The organism is Bacteroides sp. NSJ-39 (genome assembly GCF_014287315.1).
GTDB lineage: Bacteria > Bacteroidota > Bacteroidia > Bacteroidales > Bacteroidaceae > Bacteroides > Bacteroides finegoldii.
On record NZ_JACOOB010000001.1, the window covers coordinates 286,471 to 311,201 of the forward strand.

The 24,731-nt window shown below is 38.5% G+C and carries 22 protein-coding genes; 2 read left to right on the forward strand and 20 right to left on the reverse strand.

Going from position 1 to position 24,731, the window contains the following annotated elements; all coding sequences use genetic code 11:
• Positions 1-11: 11 nt before the first annotated feature.
• Positions 12-2,540 carry an ATP-dependent Clp protease ATP-binding subunit gene (locus H8S63_RS01455; RefSeq protein ID WP_186925511.1) on the reverse strand — a complete coding sequence of 843 codons (2,529 nt, stop codon included), beginning with the start codon at positions 2,538-2,540 and terminating at the stop codon, positions 12-14.
• A 358-nt stretch (positions 2,541-2,898) separates the two neighbouring features.
• On the opposite strand from H8S63_RS01455, the gene gyrA reads away from it, so the two are divergent.
• Together gyrA and H8S63_RS01465 are read left to right on the forward strand one after the other, a co-directional pair.
• Positions 2,899-5,478, forward strand: a complete 2,580-nt coding sequence (gyrA, locus tag H8S63_RS01460) for a DNA gyrase subunit A (protein ID WP_186925512.1) — start codon at positions 2,899-2,901, stop codon at positions 5,476-5,478.
• A gap of 32 nt (positions 5,479-5,510) precedes the next feature.
• Entirely contained in the window at positions 5,511-6,725 is a 1,215-nt protein-coding gene (locus H8S63_RS01465; protein WP_007758206.1) for a M48 family metallopeptidase, read from the forward strand.
• A gap of 183 nt (positions 6,726-6,908) precedes the next feature.
• Here the strand turns inward: H8S63_RS01465 and H8S63_RS01470 are convergent, their stop codons facing one another.
• The 19 genes from H8S63_RS01470 to tsaD form a co-directional block, all read right to left on the reverse strand.
• Complete coding sequence (locus H8S63_RS01470; RefSeq protein ID WP_186925513.1) at positions 6,909-8,030, reverse strand: universal stress protein; 1,122 nt, start codon at positions 8,028-8,030, stop codon at positions 6,909-6,911.
• A 75-nt stretch (positions 8,031-8,105) separates the two neighbouring features.
• Positions 8,106-8,396, reverse strand: coding sequence for a hypothetical protein (locus H8S63_RS01475; RefSeq protein ID WP_007758208.1), 291 nt, complete (start codon positions 8,394-8,396; stop codon positions 8,106-8,108).
• Positions 8,397-8,522: 126 nt separating this feature from the next.
• On the reverse strand, positions 8,523-9,359 hold the full coding sequence (locus H8S63_RS01480) for a tetratricopeptide repeat protein (protein ID WP_186925514.1): 837 nt from the start codon (positions 9,357-9,359) through the stop codon (positions 8,523-8,525).
• A gap of 18 nt (positions 9,360-9,377) precedes the next feature.
• Positions 9,378-11,198 (reverse strand): BatD family protein, encoded by a 1,821-nt coding sequence (locus H8S63_RS01485; protein ID WP_186925515.1) that lies wholly within the window; start codon positions 11,196-11,198, stop codon positions 9,378-9,380.
• A 31-nt stretch (positions 11,199-11,229) separates the two neighbouring features.
• Entirely contained in the window at positions 11,230-11,952 is a 723-nt protein-coding gene (locus H8S63_RS01490) for a tetratricopeptide repeat protein (protein ID WP_186925681.1), read from the reverse strand.
• An 8-nt stretch (positions 11,953-11,960) separates the two neighbouring features.
• On the reverse strand, positions 11,961-12,989 hold the full coding sequence (locus H8S63_RS01495; protein ID WP_022275146.1) for a VWA domain-containing protein: 1,029 nt from the start codon (positions 12,987-12,989) through the stop codon (positions 11,961-11,963).
• A 44-nt stretch (positions 12,990-13,033) separates the two neighbouring features.
• A complete protein-coding gene (locus tag H8S63_RS01500; protein WP_007758221.1) occupies positions 13,034-14,017 on the reverse strand; it encodes a VWA domain-containing protein in 984 nt (327 codons plus the stop codon).
• 49 nt (positions 14,018-14,066) lie between these two features.
• On the reverse strand, positions 14,067-15,155 hold the full coding sequence (locus H8S63_RS01505) for a hypothetical protein (RefSeq protein WP_186925516.1): 1,089 nt from the start codon (positions 15,153-15,155) through the stop codon (positions 14,067-14,069).
• Positions 15,155-16,024, reverse strand: coding sequence for a DUF58 domain-containing protein (locus H8S63_RS01510; protein WP_007758226.1), 870 nt, complete (start codon positions 16,022-16,024; stop codon positions 15,155-15,157). Before H8S63_RS01510 ends, H8S63_RS01505 begins: the two co-directional genes overlap by 1 nt.
• Positions 16,025-17,020 (reverse strand): MoxR family ATPase, encoded by a 996-nt coding sequence (locus H8S63_RS01515; protein ID WP_007758227.1) that lies wholly within the window; start codon positions 17,018-17,020, stop codon positions 16,025-16,027.
• 238 nt (positions 17,021-17,258) lie between these two features.
• Positions 17,259-18,518, reverse strand: a complete 1,260-nt coding sequence (locus H8S63_RS01520; protein WP_186925517.1) for an HU family DNA-binding protein — start codon at positions 18,516-18,518, stop codon at positions 17,259-17,261.
• Positions 18,519-18,532: 14 nt separating this feature from the next.
• A complete protein-coding gene (locus H8S63_RS01525; protein ID WP_007758232.1) occupies positions 18,533-18,805 on the reverse strand; it encodes an HU family DNA-binding protein in 273 nt (90 codons plus the stop codon).
• Positions 18,802-20,106 carry a 30S ribosomal protein S12 methylthiotransferase RimO gene (gene rimO / locus H8S63_RS01530; RefSeq protein ID WP_007758234.1) on the reverse strand — a complete coding sequence of 435 codons (1,305 nt, stop codon included), beginning with the start codon at positions 20,104-20,106 and terminating at the stop codon, positions 18,802-18,804. The genes H8S63_RS01525 and rimO overlap by 4 nt, the downstream gene beginning before the upstream one ends.
• Positions 20,103-21,062 (reverse strand): signal recognition particle-docking protein FtsY, encoded by a 960-nt coding sequence (gene ftsY / locus H8S63_RS01535; protein ID WP_022275143.1) that lies wholly within the window; start codon positions 21,060-21,062, stop codon positions 20,103-20,105. The genes rimO and ftsY overlap by 4 nt, the downstream gene beginning before the upstream one ends.
• A gap of 138 nt (positions 21,063-21,200) precedes the next feature.
• The gene (locus tag H8S63_RS01540; protein WP_007758236.1) at positions 21,201-21,359 is read right to left on the reverse strand and encodes a DUF4295 domain-containing protein; all 159 of its coding nucleotides are present in this window, start codon (positions 21,357-21,359) and stop codon (positions 21,201-21,203) included.
• A gap of 16 nt (positions 21,360-21,375) precedes the next feature.
• Complete coding sequence (gene rpmG, locus H8S63_RS01545) at positions 21,376-21,564, reverse strand: 50S ribosomal protein L33 (RefSeq protein ID WP_002560155.1); 189 nt, start codon at positions 21,562-21,564, stop codon at positions 21,376-21,378.
• A 21-nt stretch (positions 21,565-21,585) separates the two neighbouring features.
• Complete coding sequence (rpmB, locus tag H8S63_RS01550) at positions 21,586-21,846, reverse strand: 50S ribosomal protein L28 (RefSeq protein WP_004295983.1); 261 nt, start codon at positions 21,844-21,846, stop codon at positions 21,586-21,588.
• Positions 21,847-21,968: 122 nt separating this feature from the next.
• Positions 21,969-23,201: a competence/damage-inducible protein A gene (locus H8S63_RS01555; RefSeq protein ID WP_186925518.1), complete on the reverse strand. Its 1,233-nt coding sequence runs from the start codon at positions 23,199-23,201 to the stop codon at positions 21,969-21,971.
• Between the two features lie 345 nt (positions 23,202-23,546).
• Complete coding sequence (tsaD, locus tag H8S63_RS01560) at positions 23,547-24,566, reverse strand: tRNA (adenosine(37)-N6)-threonylcarbamoyltransferase complex transferase subunit TsaD (protein WP_007758239.1); 1,020 nt, start codon at positions 24,564-24,566, stop codon at positions 23,547-23,549.
• Positions 24,567-24,731: the final 165 nt, after the last annotated feature.

The window sequence follows — 24,731 nt, forward strand, 5'->3', positions numbered from 1 at the left end:
ACAATGTAATCTTATTCTTGAGTAATAGCTTTCATTTCTAATTCATCTTTTTCTCCATTAAGAGAGACTTGAATGATGTCTTTTTCTTTTAAAGACGAAGAAATGATGAGTTCTGATAACCCGTCTTCCAAATAGGTTTGAATAGCTCGTTTTAAAGGACGGGCACCATACTGCACATCGTATCCTTTGGTTGCTATGAACTCTTTCGCTTTATCTTCGATAATTAATTTATATCCAATAGATTCAATTCTATTATATAATCCTTTCAGCTCTATATCAATAATCTTTGTAATTGCTTCCAGAGAGAGCTGGTCGAATGTGATAATTTCATCTACTCGATTAATAAATTCAGGAGCGAATGATTTATTTAAAGCTTTTTGGATTACACTTCGCGAGAATTCTTTGTCGTCAAGGCGGCTTTGTGTTGCAAATCCGACCCCTCGTCCAAATTCTTTCAACTGACGGGTTCCGATATTGGAGGTCATGATGATAACAGTGTTTTTAAAGTCTACCATCCTGCCATAACTGTCAGTCAGACGTCCTTCATCCATTACTTGAAGCAAGATATTGAATACATCCGGATGCGCTTTTTCTATTTCATCAAGCAATACAATAGAATATGGTTTGCGGCGTACTTTTTCTGTTAATTGTCCCCCTTCTTCATATCCTACGTATCCCGGAGGTGCTCCGACCAGTCGTGAAACCGTAAATTTCTCCATATACTCACTCATGTCTATACGAATCAGTGCATCGGCTGAACCAAACATATATTTGGCTAATTCTTTGGCTAAATGGGTCTTACCAACCCCCGTTGGACCTAAAAACATGAATGTGCCAATTGGTTTATTGGGATCTTTTAATCCTACACGGCTTCGCAATATTGCTTTTACCAACTTTTCTATGGCCGTATCTTGCGCTATGACTTTAGATTGCAGATCTTCTTTCATGCCGGCTAGCTTAACACCTTCGGCTTGTGCCATACGTTGTACAGGAATACCTGACATCATTGATATAACGTTGGCGATCTCTTCTGCATCAACGGTCTGCCTATTTTCCTTCAGACTGGCTTCCCACTCTTTTTTCATCTCGTCTAATCGAAGAGAGAATTCTTTTTCTTTATCCCGAAAACTGGCTGCAAGTTCAAAGTTCTGAGATTTAACTGCTTCATTTTTCTTACTTTTAGCTTCTTCGATCAATTTTTCCTGCTCTTCTATCTCTTTAGGAACATTAATGTTAGTAAGATGTACCCGTGAACCGGCTTCATCCAAAGCATCAATAGCCTTATCAGGGAAATTGCGATCTGTGATATAGCGGTCTGTCAGCTTGACACATGCTTCCAATGCTTCATCAGTATAAAAAACATTATGATGGTCTTCATACTTGTCCTTGATGTTATGTAAAATTTGAAGAGTTTCCTCAGCCGTAGTTGGTTCTACTATTACTTTTTGGAAACGACGTTCAAGAGCACCGTCTTTTTCAATATTCTTACGATACTCATCAAGGGTGGTAGCGCCAATACATTGTATTTCTCCTCTAGCCAATGCCGGTTTTAACATATTCGCAGCGTCCATAGAGCCTGCAGCCGACCCTGCACCTACAATTGTGTGAATCTCATCGACAAACAGAATTATATTGGGATTCTTCTGTAACTCATTTAGAATGGAACGAATACGCTCTTCAAATTGTCCGCGATATTTGGTACCCGCTACGACAGCTGTCATATCCAGAGCCACAACTCGTTTATCAAACAAAATTCGTGAAACCTTTTTCTGAGTAATTCTTAAAGCAAGTCCCTCAACAATAGCTGATTTCCCTACACCCGGTTCACCTATTAGAATAGGGTTGTTTTTTTTACGGCGGCTTAAGATTTGGGCCAAACGTTCAATTTCTTTTTCTCTGCCGACTACTGGATCTAATTTTCCTTCTTCTGCCGCTTTTGTCATATCCGTACCGAAATTGTCAAGTACCGGTGTGTCATTAGATGGCTTTTTCGAAGCTGTTTGTGCCTGTTGACGCTCTTCAGTATTGCCTCTTCCGCTTGAGCGGGGGGAAGACATTTCTTCATCTTCATCGTCATCTTCAGTAAACATTCCAGCATTTATGTCTGGCTGCAATGTCACCTGTTCCAATACTTTTGCGTAATTGATGTTATTTGCTTCAAGTATGGAGGCTGCTACATTCTTTTTTTCTCTTAAAATTGCCAACAGGACATGTTCTGTGTCAGCGATGTTACTTTTCATTCCACGTGCTTCTAAAATACACATTTTTAATATTTTTGCCGCGTCATTAGACAACGACACTTCTGCGTCAGGTAATAACATATCATCAGCTTCTACCTTTAGCTGAGCTTCAATCTGCTGTTTGATGGCAGTCAGATTGGGATTGAGTTTAGACAATATCTCGATAGCTTTTCCTTCACCGTCACGGAGCATACCCAGAAGCAGGTGTTCTGGACCTATGTACCTACTTCTCAACCGATTCGCTTCTTCTTTACTATAGACGATAATGTCGGAAACTCTTTGTGAGAATTGATTATTCATACTTTCTTCCTTCTTTTCTAAGGGTTATTCACTCGCAAATATACGCATTAAATCAAGTTTGTATTGCAATATTTGCTTTATTTCTTATATCTACAAATGGCGTGCCATAAAAATGCTACATTTGCATTATATATAATAAGGTATAACAAATGGCTGGATGCTTTTTGCCGATATTCCATAGCCTTTATAGCCTAATTTATTATTTTTCTCTTTTTGTTTTCGTATTTTAAAGCTTAGTTGGGTATCATTCCGTTCATAATAAAACTTTCTTTCCAAAAACTTTCGTATATCCGGGAAAAGTAGTACTTTAGCGTGGTTTTTTACAAACCGTAGAATGTATAATTAATAATCATTTTAAATGCTTGAACAAGACAGAATTATAAAGATTAACATCGAGGAGGAAATGAAGTCATCGTACATTGACTACTCTATGTCGGTCATCGTTTCGCGTGCCCTTCCGGATGTTAGAGATGGATTTAAGCCCGTTCACCGTAGAATTTTATACGGAATGATGGAATTGGGTAATACTTCAGACAAACCTTATAAGAAATCAGCCAGAATTGTTGGTGAAGTACTTGGTAAGTATCATCCTCATGGAGATTCTTCTGTTTATCTTGCAATGGTTCGTATGGCTCAGGAGTGGGCGATGCGTTATCCTTTGGTAGACGGACAGGGTAATTTTGGTTCGGTAGACGGTGATAGCCCTGCTGCTATGCGTTATACGGAGGCACGTCTTAATAAGCTGGGTGAAGCGATGATGGATGACTTGTATAAGGAAACCGTAGATTTTGAGCCTAACTTTGATAATACTTTGGTTGAACCTAAGGTTATGCCAACTCGAATTCCTAATCTTTTAGTGAATGGTGCATCTGGTATTGCCGTGGGTATGGCTACCAATATGCCTCCACATAATCTTTCTGAAGTTATAGATGCTTGTGATGCATATATTGATAATCCGGAAATTACAGTGGAAGAGTTGATGGAGTTTGTGAAAGCTCCGGATTTTCCTACAGGCGGATATATATATGGTGTAAGTGGTGTGCGTGAGGCTTATCTGACAGGTCGTGGACGTGTAGTTATGCGTGCGAGAGCTGAAATTGAAAGCGGGCAGGCACATGATAAAATTGTAATCACCGAGATTCCCTATAATGTAAATAAGGCAGAATTGATTAAGTATATCGCTGACCTTGTTAACGATAAGAAAATAGAAGGCATCTCGAATGCTAATGATGAGTCTGACCGTGATGGTATGCGTATCGTTATTGACGTAAAACGTGATGCAAATGCAAGTGTAGTGCTGAATAAACTTTATAAGATGACAGCTTTACAGACATCTTTTGGTGTGAATAATGTTGCTTTGATACACGGACGTCCAAAGACATTAAATCTGAGAGATTTAATAAAATATTTCATAGAACATAGACGCGAGGTCGTAATTCGTCGTACTCAGTTCGAACTTCGTAAAGCAAAAGAGCGGGCACATATTCTTGAAGGTTTAATTATTGCTTCGGATAATATTGATGAAGTAATTCGTATTATCCGTGCTGCTAAAACGCCCAATGATGCTATAGCAGGCTTGATAGAACGTTTCAACCTGACAGAAATTCAGTCGCGTGCTATTGTAGAAATGCGTTTGCGCCAGTTGACTGGTTTGATGCAGGATCAGCTTCATGCGGAATACGAGGAAATCATGAAGCAGATTGCTTATTTGGAAAGTATTCTGGCTGATGATGAAGTATGCCGTAAGGTAATGAAAGATGAACTGCTGGAAGTGAAAGCAAAATATGGGGATGAACGCCGTTCAGAGATTGTATATTCTTCAGAAGAGTTTAATCCGGAAGATTTCTACGCTGATGACCAAATGATTATCACCATTTCTCATATGGGATATATCAAGCGTACTCCTTTAACAGAATTCCGCGCACAGAATCGTGGTGGGGTAGGTTCTAAGGGAACAGAAACTCGTGATGAAGACTTTGTAGAGCATATTTATCCGGCTACCATGCACAATACCATGATGTTCTTTACACAAAAAGGTAAGTGTTATTGGTTGAAAGTGTATGAGATACCTGAAGGAACGAAGAACTCTAAGGGGCGTGCTATTCAGAATTTGTTGAATATTGATTCAGATGATAATGTAACGGCATATTTGCGTGTGAAGAGTTTAGAGGATTCAGAGTTCATCAATAGCCACTATGTATTATTCTGTACTAAGAAAGGTGTAATAAAGAAAACATTGTTAGAACAATATTCTCGTCCTCGCCAGAATGGTGTAAATGCTATTACGATTCGCGAAGATGACAGTGTTATCGAAGTTCGTATGACGAATGGAAATAATGAAATTATCATTGCCAACCGTAATGGACGTGCAATTCGTTTCCATGAAGCAGCAGTGCGTGTTATGGGACGTACAGCAACGGGGGTGCGTGGTATTACATTAGATAACGATGGTCAGGATGAAGTTGTGGGAATGATTTGCATTAAGGACTTGGAGACGGAATCTGTAATGGTTGTTTCTGAGCAAGGATATGGTAAACGTTCTGAAATTGAAGACTATCGTAAGACCAACCGTGGAGGTAAGGGTGTGAAAACAATGAATATTACTGAAAAAACGGGTAAATTGGTAACGATTAAATCTGTAACAGATGAAAATGATTTGATGATTATCAATAAATCCGGTATCACAATTCGTTTGAAGGTAGAAGATGTTCGTATCATGGGGCGTGCTACCCAAGGTGTCCGTTTGATTAATCTTGAAAAACGCAATGATCAGATTGGTTCAGTATGTAAAGTCATGACTGAAAGTCTTGAGGATGAAATACCGGAAGAAGAAGTAGAGGGTACTATTGTGAGTGATCCTAATACTGATGCTCCTGATATTGACAATGATGATACGTCAGATGTAAATGAGAACGAAAGTAATAACATTGAGGAATAGACATAATATTAATAATTAATCAAACAACAATCATGAAAAGAGTATTATTTTCTATGGTTTTATTGATGGCTGTTAGCTTCTCTTTTGCTCAAATGAAAAATGTAAAAGAAGCGAAGAGCATAGCTAATGACGTAAAACCTAATTTTAAGCAGGCTGAACAGCTTATTAAGGAAGCTATGAAGAATCCTGAAACAAAGGATCTTGCTGAAACATGGGATGTTGCTGGATTTATCCAGAAACGTATCAACGAAGAGCAGATGAAAAATGCTTTTTTGAGAAAACCGTATGATACATTGAAAGTGTATAATAGCATATTGAAGATGTATGAGTATTATACTAAGTGTGACGATCTGGCTCAAGTACCCAATGAAAAGGGCAAAATTAAAAACAAATATCGGAAGGCGAATGCTTCTAGTATGTTGGCCGAACGTCCGAATTTGATCAATGGTGGTATTCAATATTTTAATTTGGATAAGAATAAAGAAGCGTTGAAATTCTTCGCAACATACGTAGAGTCAGCTTCATATCCTATGTTAGCTGATAAAGAGATTGCTAAAAACGATACTCTTCTTCCGCAGATTGCTTATTATGCAACATTGGCAGCTGATAGAGTAGGTAATAAAGATGCGATTATCAAGTATGCTCCGATGGCTTTGTCAGATAAAGATGGTGGCAAGTTTGCAATGCAATTAATGGCTGATGCTTATAAAGCTAAGGGGGACACAGTAGCATGGATCAAAGCTTTGGAAGAAGGTATTCTTAAATTTCCAGGAAATGATTATTTCTTTGCCAATTTGGTTGATTATTATAATAGTTCTAATCAAGCCTCTAAGGCTATGGAGTTTGCTGACAGAATGCTGTCTAATGATCCGAATAATAAGCTGTATTTATATGTAAAGGCATATCTTTATCATAACATGAAAGAATATGATAATGCAATTGAATTCTATAAAAAGGCTATTGCTGCTGATCCGGAATATGCAGAAGCATACTCTAATGTAGGTTTAGTGTATTTGATGAAAGCGCAGGATTATGCTGATAAAGCAACGACGGATATTAATGATCCTAAGTATGCTGAAGCACAGGCTGTAGTAAAGAAGTTCTATGAAGAAGCTAAGCCTTTTTATGAGAAAGCCCGTGCTTTGAAACCAGACCAGAAAGATTTGTGGTTGCAAGGACTTTACCGTGTTTATTATAACTTGAATATGGGACCGGAATTTGAAGAAATTGATAAGATGATGAAGTAATAATTTTTTCTCCATATGAGATTAGTAAAGAAGGTCGCTTCCTTAGTGGCCTTCTTTTTGTAGATTGAAGTAGAGGGCTAATAAAACAGAAAAGGAGCAAAGTTTTATTATTTACTCCTTTTACATATTAAACATAATATCGATTATTCCTCCAATATAGTTTCTTTTTTTGCTTCTGTTCGATCATCCGTTAATAACAAGCAATGGTGTATCGGAATGAAATATCATCTTTCTGGCAATACTAGGATTAAATAATCGAGCAAATATATTTCTTTTATATGAAGTCAATGTAATTATATCTATTTGGTTATCCTTGATATATTGGTCAAGCCCTTTCAATAAATTATCATTCATCACAACGTCATAATGGATTTCTAGACCTGGGTATTGTTTATGGAAATATTCTTTTATTCCTGCAAGTTTTATTTCATTCCACGTATCTTTAGATTCCGTAAGATGTATCAAAAAGACAGAAAAATGGAACGATTTCCAAGTGTTAAAGAATGCCTCAAAAGCTATTAAATCTCTTTGATCAAAATTAGTTATAAAAGCAATCCGTTTGACTTCACTAAATTGTTTAAATGGAGTATTTTCTGGAATAGCTAATATTGGAACACGGCTTCTATCAATGACCTCAGCGGTTACACTACCGATCAAATCAATATCTTTTTGGTTTTTTCCACGAGTTCCCATGATGATAACAATAGGACGTTCTTCCTTTGCATATCTGAGAATCTCTTCTTCAGGAATGCCTTCTCGTAAAATACAACTATATTTGATATCCGGAAATTCCCCTGAAACTATTTTTTCTTTTATTTTAGCTGATAAGGTGTTGAGATCAGAATGAACTCTATGAATAATAGTTTTTACAGTCTCTTCATCTCCAACTTGGTAATTGAAGACATCACCATACGGCAATGAGGACGCATATATTGGTGTAAAATAAACGTGTAATAAGATAACTTCTGCGTTCTCAGTTTTTGCTAAGTTAAAAGCAAATTCACATGCTTTCATCGAGTAATTAGAGAAATCGACAGGAATTAAAATCTTATTTGATTTATTCTCTGTTTTAGGTTCCTTCTCTCCCACTATACTTTCAGATAACCAAGTAGAACTTTCAGTTATTTTTAGTGCACGTGGTAAATCACTTTCTTTGATTCGTAAACGAACCCCCGAAGAAACGACTGGTTGTATTTGATTAACATTATGAATGTATGTTTCAATACCTTCATTTTCGAGGACATTCTTTAATATCTGAGCTTTAGTATACGTCAGAATGGCTAGAGTTACTAATTTATCTTCCATAAATGTATATTTTATAAGGTGAACAAATAAGAAATCCCAATTGTTTTATTCAATTGGGATTCGGTTTGTTATATTTTAAACTTGCACAGATTCGGTAGCCTGTTCTTTTTGCATACTCAGATTTAATTCATCTAAAATTTTTAAAGCCCGATCAAGAACGGTCGTATCATCTATCATTACAAGCCCACCATCCGGACCGGGCTCAAGATGTATTCCGACACTTTTTCCCTCCTTGAAATTATGACCTCCGAAGAAGTTTCGCACGGTATCTACGTGTAAACCAAGTTCGTCTGCTATTCTATGCATGCTACCGCTGGGCAATGAATCTTTAATCTTACGAAGTTCATTAAATGTTATTGTTCTCATGTCTCGTAAATTTAATGGTTAATACTATGTGATCTTTATCACGCTATAAACTTAAGCAAAAAAAAAAGATAAAACAAATTATTTGCTTATCTTTTTTTCTTAATTTATAAAATCTATTATTCTTGTTTATATAGCTTCAATGGCAGAAGCTGGTACCCATCCAACTTTTCCATCTTCTAATCGAATTTCTTTCCATTCTTTCATCGAATTATCTTTAATACTTACTTTTCTCCCTTCATGAAGAATAAATAAGCTAGTACCACTTTCGCTTGGAGTACTACGAACAGTAACACTTGGATTCATCACTATTGCTTCGTTTCTGATTACTAAATGCTCTTTTTGTTCAGAAGCAAACAGATTGGCACATATCGTAATGATTAAAAAGATGATTCCTGAGATGAATCCAGTTTTTTTCCATAATATCTGCTTTGAAAAGATGAAAGAATAGAGAGCTACAATTAATAAAATGAAAGAGATAATTCCTAATGTAGCCCAAGCATCTACGCTCATACTATTTATCAACGACTTGATCCATGAAACAAAAAAGACCTCAGGAATAGCTTCCACCTTGTCTATTGTTTTTGCACGAGCTACTTCAAGGTTAGCCCGAATATCACTATTGCCGGGTTGTAGCAGTAAGGCACGTTCGTAATTAAGAACAGCTTTGGCTATTTCTCCTATCTTATAGTAGCTATTTCCTAAATTATAGTACACTTCAGCTGCTTCTCCATTTTTGAGCAGTGCTTCGTAGATTTGAATGGCTGCGGTATAATCTTCTTTTATATATGCAGAATCCCCTTCCGTTTTTGTAACATTGTCCAATGTGTTATTGGAGAACATAGTGGTACTTGCTGCATGGGTGGAATCTCCTTCATTCACTTGCTTGGAATCAACATTCAGTGAATCCTGCCCAAAACAAGTGATTGATATTAACGTTAATATAAAAAATAATATTTTTTTCATGACACAATCTCTTCTAGATTAATGTTTAATTGAATTCTCCATTTTGCTTATTACCTCTATTGAAGATGAATAAACCTTGTCCATAGCTTGATTTTCGTCTCCCGGAGCGAAACGGGCAAATTCACAATCATTTAGTGCATTCAAGAAATCCTTGATTAATTCCTCGCTTACTCCGTGATTTCTCAATTTTTCTTCTATATTGTCCTTGGACAAACGAGATACAGGAATATTTAATTTGTCACTAATATATCCCCATAAAGCTTTCAATACTTCATCATAAAAAGCATCTTTTTTATTTTCAGAAAGCAGTTTTCCTGCTAATTTCATACGTTTGGTAGCCACTTTGTTGGCTTTTTTGGTTCGTACTTTAGCGGCATTCGCATTTTCAGCAGCTTGCTTGCGATAGATGATAAAGAATATTATAAAGGCAAGAGCCGGAATAATATAGAAAAGCCAATAAGACATGGAGCCGTAGAAGAAACTTCCTTTAGGTTGGAGAGTTACTTCATTCTGTTTGATGTAACGAATATCTTCACCTAATACTTTTAAGTCTTCCTTGTTGGTAAAGTTCGCAATTACCTGGTCGGCATTTCCTGCACCTTTTTCAATATTCACTACATATTCTTCCGTTTTCAGAGTTTTGTATGATTTGGAACGAATGTCAAAATAGCTAAAAGATACCCCTGGAATCTTATATGTGCCGGCATGTCTAGGGATAGCTAAATATTCAATTACTCTGTTACCTGTAAGTCCTTCCCGAGTTAATCTAACTTGATTGTCTACTTTAGGATCATATACTTCAAAGTCTTCCGGGAACTTTATTTCCGGATTAGAAATTAACTTCAAGTTTCCTGTACCGGAAATCACTAGTTTAATAGTAATAGCATCATTGGTTTTCAATTCTTTGCTGTTGATAGAAGAAGAAATTGTAAACTCTCCTACTCCACCTGAGAAATCAGCCGGTTTACCTGCCGGAAGCGGACTGACATTTATTGCTATCTTAGGGGTAGCAATAGACTTTTTAATTTCTATAACGTTACTTCCTCCATTAAAGAATGCATCAAAAGGGTCATCCGATTGTACTGGTTTGCCTATAGTCATTTGGAATTGTGCCGGATCTATGTACAATTTTCCGGATTGTTGAGGGAATAGCACGAACTGACGATAGACAGTTGTATAATAATTACGTCCACGATAATGTTCCGGAGTCCATCTGGCATTTGTTGTCATTTCAATCTCTTGTGAATGAAAACCTTTGAAATCGGGTAACTTTGCATTATTCAATTGCAAATTAGACTCTCTGGTATAAATTTTATAAGTCAAGACAAATGCCTCCTGCTCAAATACATTCGTTTTACTAGCCGTCGCAGTAATAAATAGATCTTGATCGGATACACTCGTACCGGAAGAGGAATGGGCGGAAGAACCTCCTTGTCCACCATTGCTGTTCTGGTCTTGTGGTAAAACCTTGATTTTTACGGAGTTTGATACCATTTGGTTACCATCGGCCACAATTGAAGCACCGCCAATTGTGTATTCACCGGCAGTATTGGCCATCAATATATACGTAAATGTAATACTACTCGTAGATGTTACGTTGCCATTTACAATCTGAGTACTACTTTGTTGTGAACGGCTTGGTCCCATCAACACATCAAATCCTTTGATTGATGGGGCTCGGAAATCTTTTACTTTTTGTGTAGTTACGGTATAAGATAGTCTGAATTGATCGCCTACTACTACTGCGTCAGGAGCAGAAGCAGTAAAAGACACTTTATCGGCAAATGCCTGAGTGCTATATGCTATCAATGCTATCAATATGATAATCAGTTTCTTCATTGCTTATGAAATTTATATCGTCAACTTTATATTACCAATCTTTTTCCAAACGACCACCTTGCATAACCTGCTGTTGCTTCTTTACTTTATCCTGTACGTCTTTCTCATCTTGCATCACAGAATTAAGCAATTGTTCAGCGTTTTCTTTTGACATCTGATTCTTTTGTTTCTCAGATTTTGGAGGTTGTTGTTGATCCTTCTTTTGGTCTTGCTTCTGATCGTTCTGTTTATCTTTGTTCTGGTCTTGCTTTTGATCTTGCTTTTGCTGATCTTTATTTTGATCCTGGTTTTGATCCTGATTCTGTTTATTTTGTTGTTGGTCTTTCAACATTTTTTGTGCAAGAGCCAAATTATACCGGGTCTCATCGTCAGCAGGATTATTACGTAAAGACATCTTATAAGCATCCACAGCCTTTGCATAATCTTTACCGGCTTGAAGAAGTACGCCCATGTTATGATATATTTGAGCCAACTTCATCTTATCCTTCTCAATATTGCTGGCCGATACATATTGTTCCATAGCTTCCTGCATTTTCTGTTGTTGTGAGAGTGTATTCCCTAAATTATACATAGATACTGTAGATTTAGGATTCACCTCCAAAGCTTTCCGATAATTCACTTCGGCATCCACAAACACACTGTCATTAAACAGGCGATTTCCTTTGCGGATATAGTCACGTTCTGCTTTCTGAGCCGATACAAAGGCGGCTGACAGCAGAAACACAGCGAATAGAATATATTTACTTTTTAACATGCGCATAACTACTTCTTATTAGAAAACAGATGAACGTTCTTAAATAAAGGATTCTTGCGATCTAAAATTAATATTTCCGCTAATAACAATAATAGAATAATCCAGGCAATAGCTTGGAACTGTTCATTAAACTCCGTATATACCTTAGATTCCACATCAGATTTTGCCATCTTATTGACTTCCTGATTGATTGCTTTTTGAGCTGAATTAGAATTATCTACTCGTACATAGATACCTTTTCCTTCTTTGGCAATCTCCTGACACATTGTTTCATTTAAGCGGGTAACAATCACATTACCCTCACGGTCACGCCGATAATCGTTGGTACCTTCTGCTGGGATAGGAGCACCATCGGGCATACCTACTCCCAACACATTAACCTGGATACCTTTTTCGGCAGCAGCTTTTGCCGCTTCAACAGCACCACCTTCATGATTTTCACCGTCAGTAATTACGATAATGGCGCGTCCTACTCCTTCTTGTGGAGTAAAGCTACGTGCAGCCAAATTAATCGCTTCTCCAATAGCCGTACCTTGCTTGGATATCAATGAAGGATTGATAGATTCCAGAAACATTTTAGCGGAAATGTAATCACTGGTAATCGGTAATTGAGTGAAAGCGTCACCGGCAAATACAATCATTCCCACTTTATCATTGTCAAGTTCATCCACCAATCTGGATATCAGTCTTTTGGCTTTCTCCAAACGGCTGGGTTGTACATCCTGAGCGAGCATAGAATTTGAAATATCCAGTGCAATGATGACTTCCACGCCTTTACGTTTTACTGTTTCCAGTTTGGAACCAAACTGAGGACGTGCTAATAATATTGAAAACAAACCGATAGCGGCAAAAAGTATCCAGAATTTTACATCCGGGCGATATTTGGATACATCGGGCATTAACTGCGCCAATAAAACCGGATCTCCAAAACGTCGGATATTCTTTCTTCTCTTGTAGTTGGAATACAAGTAGAAAGCTGCTAAAAATGGTAATAGCAGCAATAGGTATAAATATGTAGGTTCTCCAAATCGAAACATCTTTCTTAACTATTTTACGATTGACTAATTTACGGTTGACCACCTTATGGAATCTTCTTCAGTATGGAATTACGCAATAATACCTCCAATAGAACACAAAGGAAAGCAGCTAGTGCGAACCAATGATATTCCTCATCCCGTTTGCTATACTCTTTTACATTCAGCTTAGTCTTTTCCAGCTTATCAATTTCTTCGTACACCTCTTTCAGTTTCGAATTACTTGTAGCCCGGAAGTAATTACCGTCCGTAGTACCTGCAATTTGCGTCAATGTTTTCTCATCAATTTCAACAGGCATACTAACATATTGTACAGTATTTCCTACCGGATAAGGATAAGGCGCCATTCCATTCGTACCAACCCCGATGGTATACACACGAATTCCAAAACTTTTTGCTATTTCAGCAGCCGTCATAGGAGAAATATCACCTTTATTGTTAGTACCGTCTGTCAGCAAAATAATGACTTTAGATTTTGCTTTACTGTCTTTCAGTCGAGTTACAGCATTTGCTATTCCCATACCTACGGCAGTACCATCTTCAATAAGACCGCATTTGATATTGTGAATCATATCTAGCAATACAGCATGATCCACAGTCAACGGGCATTGAGTAAAACTCTCACCGGCAAATAAAGTAATACCTATATTATCATTAGGGCGTCCGTTGATAAACTCTGCCGCTACATCCTTGGCTGCTTCCAATCTATTGGGCTTTAAGTCTTCGGCCAACATACTGGTAGAAACGTCAACAGCCAGCATTATATCAATACCTTCTATTTCGCTGTTCTGCCACTTATTGGTTGTTTGCGGTCGTGCGAGGACCAGAATTACCAATGTTAACGCAAAAAGACGTAAAAGAAAAGGAGCATGCAACAAATAGTTCTTATAACTTTTAGGTGTATGCGCATATACCCGAGCGTCCGAAATCTGAAGAGTAGCTTCACTTTTCCTTTGCTTCAAGATATACCATACAATATAAGGTATAAGTAGTAATAGCAAAAACAGATATTCTATATTGGCAAAAACCATTTTATTTATGATTTAACAGTTTACTTTTAGTATTCAAGTTACTCATTCTTTACACAAAAAGATTGTATATCTGCATACCTATATATATAAAGACACCAATCAATGCCGCAGACAAAAGTGCAATTCCGCAAATCAACATTACTTTAACGCGTAAAGAACGTTTTTCAATAATCGTAATTTCCGTTGGTTGCGGTTTCTGATTTTCCTCTTCCGGTTGTTTTGTTTCATTGATAAAGTCAATTGCATTAATTAAGTTTGCATCATTTTCGTTCATTTGAGGATCATGCTTGGCAAACTTCACTAAATCGGCAGTCTGAAACAGTTCTTTTAGGTCAGATATAGCTTCTTTATCCTTCAATTCCAATAACTTATCAATAATTTCCGATGATGTCATTTCCAATGCATTGAATCCGAAGCGATCCTTTATATACGTGCGAAGAGTATCAGTCAATTCCGTATAGTATTCCTTCGATCTTCCCTTCTGCCATACTTTCTCGGTTTTGATACGTTCTATCTCTTTCATTGCAGCTTGGTGTGGCGGCAATTTCGGTTCTACTTTTATCTTACGGATAATAGGTTTATTATCACGTATACGAACAATGAGATAGATCAGCAAACCGAGTAAAGGTAAAGCTAAGAATGAGCAGGAAATTAAACCGTACCAGTCTTCCCATGCAAAAGGAGCTTTCATTACAGGTTTCTGTCCGAAGAATTGATCAGGGTGTAATGTGTCGACCGGTATTGAGTAGACTTTCAGTGCTAAAGCTTTTGACTTATACTCTTTGCCATCTACAGTAACAGGTATTGGCGGCAGGTAATACAAAGCCGAGTCAAAAGAAGTGATAACATATTCCTGTGTGATTAACATTCGCTGGCGGTCATTCAAAAATTGCGTATCCGGTTTGACTGTTTCTATAATTTCCACACCTTTTACTAAAGTATCAGTATAAGCAGGGAAAATAGCATGTTGTTTAGCATCCATAGCCACTTGCAACTGCACTTTTGCCTGTTCACCGATCAGTATTTGCAATGAATCTATCTTCGCCTCTACCGTAACAGATTGTGCAGCTACTTTATCAATGGATAATAGACCTAATAATGCTATCAGAATAATATTTCTACTCATCTTTGATTTCATTAATTTCGTTTGGCAAATAAGTTCAACAATGCCTTTACGTAATCCTCATCGGTTCTGACAGAAACCGAATCCACATTACTTTTCGTAAATGTGTCGTTCAGTTCCGTCTGCTTTTGAATCCACCAATCGTGATGCGCGCGGCGTACAGCTTTTGATGAAGTATCAATCCACTGCTCATGTCCGGTTTCCGCATCTTTTATTCGCATGAGACCCACAGGAGGAAGATCACTCACTCTCCGGTCATAAACCTGTAATGCTACTACGTCATGTTTCCGGTTGGCAATAGTCAGAGCATTCTTAAAACTTTCCTGATCAATGAAGTCGGATAGAATAAAAGCAGTGCAACGTCTTTTCATTACATTCGTCAGATATTCCAATGCAAGACGGATATTAGTACGACGGCTTTCCGGTTGAAAGTCAATCAATTCACGAATGATATATAGAATATGTTTACGTCCCTTTTTAGGAGGAATAAACTTCTCTATCCGGTCTGAAAAGAAAATCACTCCAATTTTATCATTATTCTGAATAGCAGAGAAAGCAAGGGTGGCAGCAATTTCCGTCACCATATCTTTCTTCAACTGTTTGACGGTACCGAACTCCAAACTTCCGGAAACATCAACCATTAACATAACTGTCAGTTCACGTTCTTCCTCAAACACTTTTACGTAAGGTTTGTTGAAACGCGCGGTCACATTCCAGTCTATGTCACGTATATCATCGCCGAATTGATATTCGCGGACTTCCGAGAATGACATACCCCTACCCTTGAAAGCCGAATGATACTGGCCTGCAAAGATATTATTAGACAATCCTCGTGTCTTAATTTCAATCTGACGAACTTTTTTTAGTATTTCACTTGTTTCCATTTAGGGCACTTCAACCTTATTCAAAATCTTACTGATGATTTCGTCCGAAGTCATGTTATTAGCTTCCGCTTCATACGTCAATCCGATACGGTGGCGAAGAACATCATGCGCAACAGCACGTACATCTTCCGGAATTACGTAACCGCGGCGTTTGATGAAAGCATATGTACGGGCAGCCAATGCTAAATTGATAGATGCACGGGGTGAACCACCGAAACCGATCATATCTTTCAATTCCTTGAGGTCATATTTCTCCGGAAAGCGAGTAGCGAATACAATGTCTACGATGTAGCGTTCGATCTTTTCATCCAGATATACCTGGCGAACTACTTTACGTGCTTCAATAATTTCGTCAGCTTTCAGAATTGGTTTTACGTTGAACTTTTCTCCATTAATATTCTGACGAATAATCAACTTTTCCTCTTCCAACTTCGGATAATCAATAACGACCTTCAGCATAAAACGGTCAACTTGTGCTTCCGGAAGCGGATAAGTTCCTTCCTGTTCGATAGGATTCTGAGTAGCCAATACAAGGAAGGGTTCCGGCAATGTAAATGTTTCTTTACCGATAGTAACCTGACGCTCCTGCATGGCCTCCAATAAAGCACTCTGTACTTTAGCCGGAGCACGGTTAATTTCATCGGCTAATACAAAATTAGCGAAAATAGGTCCTCTTTGAACTTTAAAAGATTCGTCTTTTTGACTGTAGACCATTGTACCTATGACGTCCGCAGGCAATAAGTCCGGTGTAAACTGAATGCGGCTATATTTCGCATCAATCAGAGAAGCAAGCGTTTTAATAGCTAAAGTCTTTGCCAAACCGGGTACACCTTCCAAAAGAACATGACCATCGGAGAGTAATCCGATAAGCAGCGATTCAACCAAATGTTTCTGACCAACAATGATTTGGTCCATACCTGTTGTAAGATTGGTAACGAAAGCACTTTGTCTTTCAATCCGCTCATTCAACTCGCGGATATCAATTGATTCAGCCATAAATACTTAATATTTTATTATTTAAATCCCATTATTTCTATATAAGCCCTGCCAATAGTAGCATAAGGCTTTTTATTTTGCCCCAAAAGTACGCCATATAATTAACGATTGCAACTAATTTTTATTAAAAAACAATGCGAAGTCTTTAGATTAAGGTACTTTCATACGCTTTTGTACATCCATAACACTTCCCCCGGCCGATACAGGGGTAAGGCCGGGGGAATGGAATTTTTATCACTTATTCTTTTGTAAGTTCCGGAATTTTTATTGTTGTGCCGTATGGTACATTATTTGGGTTCTTAATAACGTCCGGATTGTGTTTCACAATATACGGCCACATAGCCTTGGTTCCATAGAATCGCAAGGAGACCCTTGTTAAAGTTTCACCTTCTTTGACCGTATATTTAGTCTTGGTTCCGGTTATTTTATAAGAGGCGGAATCCAAATATACGGATGTTGAAGGTTGCTGCCGGATAACTTTATTTTCAGTTTTGGCAGGTGTCACTGCTTCTTTCTTTTGAGGGACAACCGGTGTCGGAGTGATAGAGGTTTTGGGTGTTTCCGGTTTTATATCTTTCACAGAGTCTTGTTCGACCGTGTCGGATAACTGTACTTCCGGCTTGACAGGCTGAGTTGTTACGGGAGGCATATCAAGAGCATTCTTGTCGGATGACGAAGAGAATAAATCCGGATAATAAATGAATAAAACAACCCCTCCACATAATAACAGAACAAGTATGATGATCGTTATTAAATAAGGAACAGGCGATTTCTCTTTTACAGAAGAATCGGGAATATTCTTTTGGGGAGTCGGCTGTATAGCAGTCTGTGCTACTTCTGCCCCTTTTTTCATCTCGCTCTTACCTTCTTGCGACCGCACTATCGTACTTTCCGGTTTTAGATTTGCCCTCAGAAGCTCTTGTTCTATAATCTCCTCCGCAGTAATTATTTCTTTCTTTTCTACAGGAACTGTTTTCGGTTCTACGACAACAGATTGTGGTTCTATAGATCGTGGTTCTACAATAGGTTGTATCTCTGTAAGAGACATTTCTTCTTTTTCCTCTTCCTTAGGCTGGGATTGTGGCTCGATAGGTTCCGGTATGACTGTCGGAATTACTTCTTCCCCGCTTTCCTCTTCTTCCGTTTCTTCTATAGGAGTGTCCTCTAAAACAGTATTCTCATTTAAAACAACCGTCTCAAAGTGTGCAAAAGGCTTGTTTATCGTATCTCTTAAATTTGCATCCGGAGAAAACGAGACTTTGGTATGACCTTTTATTTGAAAACGTTCCCCAGTGTTCACATTAACACTTTCCCGACTATCTACATCAATAAGTTTGAAAGTACCCAATCCTTTGATTTTTACAGTATTCTCGCTCTCTAAGGCCTGTTCTATCAAAAGAAAAAACTCTTTTACGAACGCCTCAGCATCCTTTTTGGTCATGCTATGTTTTGCTGCCAATAAGTCAGTAAGATCTTGAATTGTTAGTCTTTCATTCATAACGGGGAATATATTTATTTAAACTTATCTTTCAATGTATTACTAGGTCTATAAGATAATACCAGTTTTGGGGGCACCAACATACGCTGTTTGCTTGCCGGATTTATGGAAATGCGTTCCGCCTTTTTCTTTACTTCAAAAGAACCGAATCCCTGTACCGCAATCATGTTGCCTTCTTCCAACTCTTGCGTCATGCTAGCCAACAAAGAATTGATTAATTCAGAAGTATCTTTGATGGTATATCCTAGTCTTTCCGCTAGCTCGGATGTAAATTCCTTATTATTCATACATTTATAACCTTTGCATATAAATCAAAATCGTCCGCATCTATCACTTCCACCTGATAGAACTGCCCAATCTCAAGCTCTTTTTCAGAACTATTAATCAGAACCTCCGGATCCACCTCCGGTGAGTCGAATTCTGTTCGTCCGATATAATAATCCCCCTCCAACCGGTCAATGATAATTTTCATTTGTTTTCCGATTTTAGCGGCGCTCAATTCAGCTGAGATTCCTTGCTGGATATCCATCAGCTCATCAAGTCTGGCTTGTTTAACTTCTTGCGGGATAGAGTCTTCGTACGCTTCCGCAGCATAAGTTCCCTCCTCTTCGGAATAGGCAAAAGCTCCCATTCGGTCAAAACGCACTTTGCGTACAAACTCTTTCAGTTCTTCAAAGTCCTCTTCTGTCTCTCCCGGATGTCCCACCATTAAAGTTGTCCGCAGGTGAATGCCCGGCACTTCTTTACGGAATTGCTCAATCAGTTTATAAGTATCCTCCTTAGTGACTTGACGTCGCATTAATCTCAACATCTTGTCACTGATGTGCTGGAGGGCGATGTCCATATATTTGCATACATTGTCGCGTTCACGCATAACCCGGAACAAATCAGTAGGAAAATGCGCAGGATAGGCGTAATGAAGGCGGATCCACTCTACACCCGGAATGTCGGAGATACGTTCAATTAGTTCCGGAAGCATTTGTTTCTTATATAGATCGACCCCATAATAAGTCAGCTCCTGTGCGATCACTTGAAACTCTTTTACGCCTTGAGATACCAGATACCGGACCTCATCAAGAATTTCATCAATCGGTTTGGATATGTGACGCCCTGTGATGATAGGAATAGCACAATAGGAACATTTCCGGTCACACCCTTCTGATATCTTCAGATAAGCATAATGTCGGGGAGTCGTTAATGTCCGTTCGATATATAATTCATCATGATACGTCTGTCCTAAATCCTGCAACAATTCCTTCCAATTGAACTTGCCATAGAACTTATCTACCTGCGGTATCTCGATTGCCAATTCTTTAAGGTAACGTTCGGAAAGGCAACCCATTACGAAAAGCTTTTTCAAATCACCTTCTTCTTTCCTTTCGGCAAATTCCAGAATCATATTGATGGATTCCTCTTTTGCGTCACCGATAAAACCGCATGTATTAATAACAGCTATTTCACCTTGCGGATTTTCCGTATCATGAGTCACACTGTATCCGACTTCTTCCAATTGACGTATCAATTGTTCCGAGTCTACCAGATTTTTAGAACATCCCAAAGTGATTATATCAATTCTTCTTTTTTTCATGCATTCTCTCCAAACAAAGAATCTACAAACTCATTCTTACGGAATACTTGTAAGTCTTCTATGCCTTCACCTAATCCGATATATTTAACGGGAATCTTGAATTGATCTGATATGCCGATTACAACTCCTCCCTTCGCTGTACCATCCAGTTTTGTAATGGCCATTGCTGTCACTTCCGTTGCAAGAGTGAACTGTTTTGCCTGTTCAAAAGCATTCTGACCTGTAGAACCGTCCAATACCAATAGAACCTCATTAGGAGCATCGGGCACTACTTTCCGCATCACATTCTTTATCTTTGTCAGCTCGTTCATCAAACCGACTTTGTTGTGAAGACGTCCGGCAGTATCAATAATTACAATATCCGCATTGTTGGCAACCGCAGAACTAAGTGTATCGTACGCCACCGATGCAGGGTCGGCACCCATTTTTTGCTTAATGACAGGCACACCTACTCGTTCTCCCCATATCATAAGCTGTTCTACTGCGGCAGCACGGAATGTGTCGGCAGCTCCCAAGTAAACGGACTTGCCTGCTTTTTTGAACTGATAAGCCAATTTGCCAATTGTTGTGGTCTTGCCTACTCCATTCACTCCCACAACCATAATCACGTATGGTTTCTTATCAATAGCTACATCAAAATCAGCTATATCTCCCGAATTGTTCTCAGTCAATAAAGCGGCTATTTCATCGCGTAATATATGATTCAGCTCTTGGGTATTCACATATTTATCTTCCGCTGCACGTTTTTCTATGCGCTTAATTATATTTAAAGTGGTTTCCACACCTACGTCAGATGTGATCAGCACTTCTTCCAGATTATCCAACACTTCGTCATCCACCTTTGACTTACCGGCTACGGCACGAGCTATCTTACTAAAGACACTCTCTTTGGTTTTAGATAATCCTTTATCTAAAGTTTCCTTCTTTTCCTTGGAAAAAAAACTAAAAAATCCCATATTTATAGATGTTTGTATGATACATTATGCTACAAAGATATAACAAAGGATTGGAAAAGTAAAAAAAGAAGCAATAAAAAATCCCCTCATTGTTATCAATGAGAGGATTTTGAATTTATAGCGTGTATGCTATCTCGATTATTTTTTGAAAAAGTCTTGTACTTTTTCGTTCGGAACCATTTGTTCATCAAAAACGTATGCTCCGGTTTTCGGAGATTTTACCATTTTGATAACCTTGGTATAAGCACGACCTTCTTTAGAACCATCGTGCAAACTTGCTACTGTTTTCTTTGCCATGGGTTATACTTCTTTATTATTTAATTTCTTTGTGTACTGTTACTCTTTTCAGAATCGGGTTGTATTTCTTCAACTCAAGTCTTTCTGTAGTATTCTTTCTGTTCTTAGTTGTGATATAACGAGATGTTCCCGGCATTCCACTGTCTTTGTGTTCTGTACATTCCAGAATCACCTGTACTCTGTTACCTTTTGCTTTCTTTGCCATTGTAAGTTTTCTCCTCTACGTTTAGCCGATTACTTTAATGCTTTTCCAATCACAATAACCTTTAGCCACAGCTTCAGTCAGCGCAGCGTCCAGTCCCTTTTTGTTGATAATACGCAGCCCGTTAGCGCAAATGCTAAGGCTGATCCAACAATCTTGTTCTACATAGTAGAACTTTTTGTTAAACAAGTTCAAATCAAAGGTTCTTTTAGTTCTTCTCTTTGAGTGTGAAACATTGTTGCCAATCATGGCTTTCTTTCCGGTAATTTGACAAATCTTCGACATTTCTATCTTATTTTTATAGTTTTATATCTATACTTATTTCAAACAGGACGCAAAGTAAGTACTTTTATCCGTATAAAACAAGAATTTCTTAAAATAATTCACTTATAAGCAGCTATTTTTCTTTATTTGAGTAAATCTCGGAGCATTAGCAACGTATTATTGCCGGCTCTTTCAATATTCATGGCTCTTCCGCGATTTGTTTCCTGCTTGTATGTCCGAATTTCGTTTTTATAACCAGCAGCTATCCATACAGTCCCCACAGGTTTCTCCGGAGTGCCTCCTCCCGGTCCGGCTATTCCCGATGTGGCGACAGCGCAGTCAGTTTTCAATGCTTTCATCGCACCTTTTACCATTTCAATCACCGTTTCTTCACTAACGGCTCCATACTTTTCCAATGTCTCGGAAGACACGTACAAAAGGTCCTTCTTCACTTCATTGGAATAAGCCACTATGCTACCTTTAAAATATTCCGAACTTCCAGCGATAGATGTCAGTCGCTCCGCAATGCTTCCACCTGTGCAACTTTCTGCGGTGGATACGGTTAATTTCCTCTTTTTCAGTAACTCCCCGATGATGACTTCCAATGGGGTGTCTTCTTCGCTGAAAATGTCTTCGCCCAATATTGTTTCCAATTTTGCTTTCTCACGGTTCAGAAGAGTTTCCACTTCTTTCCTGTCATGTCCGCGTCCGGTCAATCTCAGACGGATAATTCCCAGTTTGGGCAGATATGCCAGTTTGATGCAATCCGGTAAGGCGACCTCCCAAGCTTCTAATTTCTCCGCCAACACGGATTCAGGGTAATGTTGTACTAAGAAAGTCTGATGCATAATGACATCTGTTTGAAACCTCTCATGCAGTTTGGGTAATACGCTTTCAGCCATTACGGTAGTCATTTCCTGTGGTACTCCCGGCATAGATACAAGTACTTTGCCGTCTCTCTCGAACCAGCTCACAGAAGCACTTCCTACCGGGTTGTTGATTACCGTACAGTTCTTCGGAACCATTGCCTGACCTTTATTCAGTTTATTCATTGGTATTTTACCGGTCAATACCCGTTTCACGTTTTCGAAGACTTCTTCGCTGAATATCAGTTCAGTATTGAAGTACTTACAAAGTGTTTGTTTGGTAATATCATCTTTAGTAGGGCCCAGTCCTCCGGTTACTAAAACAATATTTACCCTTTTCATCGCATTATCAATCGCTTCCAGGATCTCTTCTTCTCTATCGCGAACCGATACGATGCGAAGGACTTCAATTCCTATATTATTTAACTCCCGCCCCATCCAGGCGGAATTTGTATCGACAACCTGCCCTATCAGCAGTTCATCACCAATGGTTATAAGCTCGGCAAACATATTTTTCCTGCTTTATTTATTATATATACCTATTATATTATAAGAATATCCCTACTTCATTAAGCTATTCTTCCTGCTTCTTTCTCTCGTTCCACGTACGTGGACTTTATGTTTCGTGTTAATGCTGCCGTCATATTCTCCTAATTCTATCAAGACAAACGGCAAAAGTTACCGTATCCCAATGCTTATATGCCGTTATTCCGATGCAAAAACACGGTTATTGTCACCTATTTTATCATCAATTGTCACTGTTATCACCTATTGTCACTCCTATTATCACCTGTTAAGCAGCTATCATACAAATGATTAGACAGAAAAGTGACAAGTGACAATAGAAAAATAACTTTATAGGGTGACACGAGAATAAGCCGGAAGCTCAATAGAGCAGAAATCTTTATCCAGATATTTGAAATATCCGGTAATGGCAATCATAGCCGCGTTGTCAGTGGTATAGCTGAATTTAGGTATAAAGATATTCCAGCCATACTTTTCCGCATGTTCCCGGAAAGCATTACGCAATCCGTTATTTGCAGAAACTCCTCCCGCTACAGCCACCTCTTTTATCTTATACTCTTTCGCAGCTTTTCGCAGTTTATCCATAAGGATATCTACTACCGTTGCTTCCAATGAAGCTGCCAGATCCACTTTATGATGTTCGATAAAATCAGGATCTTCCTTCATCCAGTCGCGCAATGAATATAAAAATGAAGTTTTCAGTCCACTGAAACTATAATCCAATCCCGGAATATGAGGTTTGCTGAATGTATATGCTTTCGGATTTCCCTGGCGTGCCAGCTTATCGATAATGGGGCCGCCCGGATATCCTAATCCCATAACTTTTGAACATTTATCGATTGCTTCACCTGCAGCGTCGTCAATTGTCTGGCCGAGAATCTCCATGTCATTATAGGCCTTTACCAATATAATCTGCGAATTTCCTCCGGACACTAAGAGGCAAAGGAATGGAAATTGCGGCTGTTTATTTTCTTCTCCTTCAGCTTTAATAAAATGAGCTAAAACATGACCTGTCAGATGATTAACATCAATCATAGGAATCCCGAGAGAACGAGCGAATCCTTTAGCGAAAGAGACTCCGACAAGTAAGGACCCCATTAATCCGGGACCACGTGTAAAAGCTACTGCACTCAACTCTTCCTTAGTGACTCCGGCACGTTTCAACGCTTCATGTACTACCGGTACGATATTTTGCTGGTGTGCCCGTGAAGCCAATTCGGGTACTACGCCGCCGTATGCTTCGTGTACGGCTTGACTTGCTACCACATTTGACAGCAGATAACCATCCTTGATAACGGCTGCCGACGTATCATCACAGGAGGACTCAATTCCTAATATTATTGCACTCATAAGTTATTTAAACTATTAAACGGTGCAAAAGTAATCATAAAACTACGATTCATAACGAACTATTTTATATTTTTGTTCGCAAAATAAAAGTAATCGCTTATCAGAACGCTGAAAAAGACTGTACGCTGGGTAGTTGGTATTGTACTGGGAGTATATATCGGAACT